The sequence below is a fragment of the Lutispora sp. genome, from assembly GCF_041687175.1.
Classification (GTDB): domain Bacteria; phylum Bacillota; class Clostridia; order Lutisporales; family Lutisporaceae; genus Lutispora.
The window spans coordinates 1-3,299 of sequence record NZ_JAWLCK010000201.1; the positions used below are offsets into that span (position 1 = coordinate 1).

Here is a 3,299-nt window from a genome sequence, read left to right on the forward strand (position 1 = left end):
TACCATAGGCATTGTTGGAGGTCTTGTAATAGGCCAGGCAGCAGTTCAGGCAGGGATAGTCAGCCCAATAATGGTTATTATAGTGGCTTTGACTGCAATAGCCTCTTTTGCCAATCCCAGCTATAACCTTTCAATTGGTTTTCGCATAATGCGATTCGGGTTGATGATTATTGCAGGGGTGCTGGGCTTATACGGCTTGACTCTGGGTTTTATATTAATAATAACCCATTTGGCAAGGCTCAAGAGCTTCAATGTGCCATACCTGTCACCCTTTGTAGCCATGAAACCGGAGGATCTAAAAGATACAGTGTTTAGGGTTCCTACCTTCAAAATGATAAAAAGACCTTCCATGACCTCCCAAAATAAAATAAGGATGAAAAATAACAGGAGAATAATAGATTCGAAAGCCAAAGGAGGTCCGAAAAATGATAAGAAATAATGATATCATAAGTCCCTACCAAATAGCCATGATAGTGATAATGACAACAATAGGTGTAGGTATTTTTTCTCTGCCGTCTCAACTGGCTGAAACAGCAGGCACAGGTGCTTGGTTTATAATTCCTATAGGAGGGTTAATCAATATAATATTTATAAATATCATTCTAAGACTCAACAACAGATTTCCTCATAAAACCCTGCCCGAGTATGCTGAGGCAATAATAGGCAAGGTACCTGGAAAAATCCTGACAGCATCCTATGCCATATATTTCTTGATAGTCGTTGCCTATGAAGCCAGAGTGGTTAATGAAGTAATCAAAGCCTTTCTTTTATTCAGAACACCTTCTGAAGTAATAATTATAAGCATTATTTTGATATGCACTTATGCGGTGAGAGGTGGAGTCGAATGTGTAGCAAGGATCATGGAGGTATTTTTCCCTTTGCTGTTTATACCTTTGCTTCTCATTATGATCCCAGGTATTACAGACTTAGATGCAACCAATATTATGCCAATGTTTTACAAGCTGCCTTCAAAGATTTTCATATCTCTACCTACTCTGGTTCTTAGCTTTGCAGGTTACGAGGTTTTATTGTTTTATGTTGGTTTTATGAGAAATCCAAAAAAAGCATATAAAGGCGCTAATATAGGGATAATTTTTATAACTGTTCTTTATATGATAATTACAATAATGTGTCTCGCAATGTTTGGTGTTAATCTGCTTAAAGATACTGTGTGGCCTCTTCTTGGATACGTAAGAAATATAAACCTTCCTGGACTTTTCCTGGAAAGGCTGGATGCAGTGATGCTTTCCATATGGCTCTTTACTGTGTATACCACTATGGTATCCTCATACTTTGTTGTCACCTACTCCCTTTCAAAAATATTGGGGGCCAGTGAACAAAAGCAATTTGCCCTTCCTTTGGTACCGTTAATTTATTACATAGCCTTGTTGCCAGATAATATAGCTCAGATGAACGATATGGCAAACACTTTATTTCAATCCTTGGGTGTCATATTGATCTCTATCGTACCTATTCTATTGCTTGTTATTGCATGGATAAGAAAGGTAAGGGGTGAGATATCATGAAAAAGATAAGAATTCTTCTTGTGCTTATAAGCTGCATACTATTGCTGACGGGGTGTTGGGATAAAGTGGAGATAGAAGATCGGGCCTTTGTTTTATCTATTGGGGTTGATAAAGCCAAAGGATCTGGTGAAGATAGTGAAGATAGTGAAGATGGGTCACAGGATAAGTATCTATTTAGTTTTGTTAATCCTGATATTTCAAAGGCTGAAGAAGGGAAAGTCAATGATTTTGTGACTTTTAGTGTTCAGGCTCCCTCATATAATATAGGTATCACAAGGCTTCTCCAGAGATTTGCACAATATCATACCTATGAGCACACAAAAGTTTTAATATTTGGCGAGGAATTGCTAGAAGATGATGTATTATTAAAATCCATACTTGATGCATTCAGCAGAGGCCATCAATTTAACTCCAGCAAGTATGTATTCATGGCTCATGGCAAGGCTGCGGATATATTTAAGATAAAACCTAAGATGCAAAGCCTGCTGGCCTACTACATTACAGGTATCACAGACAATGAAAAATATGCTGCTCGTGTAGGAAAAATAACCCTTCTGGATTTTACGAAGCAGCTTATTGACAATGAAGGAGATGGGGTCATTCCAAGTCTGGAACCTCACGAAGATGGTTTAACATCTTCATATGTAGGGGTTATTAAGGATTATAGACATATAGCTCATCTGAATGGAGATGAGACCAAAGCTTGGAAATGGCTCAATGGAAAGGCAAAGGGGGGGGTAATAGAAATTGAGGAAGGAAATATTTCAGTTCCCTTTAACTATTCTACCTTCAATAGAAAAATAAATTTGGATAAAGTAGAGAAAGGAAAGATATACCTGACTTACAGCTTGAATACAGAGGGTTCTACAGAAGAATATATTCTTGGAGATGACCTTTTGGATGAGAATAAGATTAAAAGTATTGAGGTGAAGCTGGAACAATTAATAGAAAATGACTGTAATAAATTTATAAAGAAAATGCAGGAGGAGTATAAAGTAGATATTTTGGGGGTTCGGGAGTATCTATCCAAATTCCATCCAGCAATCTATGAAAATATAAAGAATGATTTCGATCAATACTTCCAGAGCAATATAATAATCAATGTTAAGGCTGATGTTTCCGTCAGAAGAACTGGTAGAGTTAAATGATAATACATAATCTGTATAACAGCCCAATTAAATGGTAACAATCTAAGTGTAGGAAATATAGAATATACGGAGGATTTACATGAAATACAAAATAATATCCTTTATACTTATTACCTTTTTCATATTTGGTCTGCTTATGAATTTACATATCAACAATGACTCAGTGCTGGGAGATATAAAAGATAAAATAATAAGGCTTCATGTGGTAGCCAACAGCGATTCACCGGAGGATCAAGCCATCAAGCTCCAAATCAGGGATGCCATTATAAAGGAACTGGAGCCAAAGCTCGAGAACCTGAAAAATCAAGAGGAAGTGAAGAATCTCATATCTGCCAATATGGACAATCTTATTGCAGCGGCAGAAGAGGAGATGGCAAGGTTAGGAAAAAGCTTTCCTATTGACATAGAGCTTGGAACCTATGAATTCCCCACAAAGGTCTACGGTGATTTGAGCTTCCCCGCCGGCTCCTACCAAGCCCTCAATGTAAAAATTGGCGAAGCTCAGGGAAAGAACTGGTGGTGTGTAATGTTCCCTCCCCTCTGCTTTGTAGATATAGCTCAGGGAGTAATATCTGAAAAAACCTTGGAGGAATTTAAAGAAATATTGGACGAAGATGAGCTGGAA

The 3,299-nt window shown here is 37.6% G+C and carries 4 protein-coding genes; all 4 read left to right on the forward strand.

Annotation, left to right across the window (positions count from 1 at the left end):
- On the forward strand, positions 1-439 hold a 439-nt coding region (locus ACESM9_RS15200; protein ID WP_373000648.1), incomplete at its 5' end, for a spore germination protein.
- Positions 426-1,526: an endospore germination permease gene (locus ACESM9_RS15205; RefSeq protein WP_373000651.1), complete on the forward strand. Its 1,101-nt coding sequence runs from the start codon at positions 426-428 to the stop codon at positions 1,524-1,526. The genes ACESM9_RS15200 and ACESM9_RS15205, both read left to right, overlap by 14 nt.
- The gene (locus tag ACESM9_RS15210) at positions 1,523-2,674 is read left to right on the forward strand and encodes a Ger(x)C family spore germination protein (RefSeq protein ID WP_373000654.1); all 1,152 of its coding nucleotides are present in this window, start codon (positions 1,523-1,525) and stop codon (positions 2,672-2,674) included. The genes ACESM9_RS15205 and ACESM9_RS15210 overlap by 4 nt, the downstream gene beginning before the upstream one ends.
- 79 nt (positions 2,675-2,753) lie before the next feature.
- A partial coding sequence (gene spoIIR, locus ACESM9_RS15215; protein WP_373000657.1) for a stage II sporulation protein R occupies positions 2,754-3,299 on the forward strand: 546 nt, incomplete at its 3' end.

Coding starts and splice junctions, on each gene's coding strand:
- ACESM9_RS15205 (WP_373000651.1), top strand. CDS start 426: ATGATAAGAAATAATGATATCATAAGTCCCTACCAAATAGCCATGATA.
- ACESM9_RS15210 (WP_373000654.1), top strand. CDS start 1,523: ATGAAAAAGATAAGAATTCTTCTTGTGCTTATAAGCTGCATACTATTG.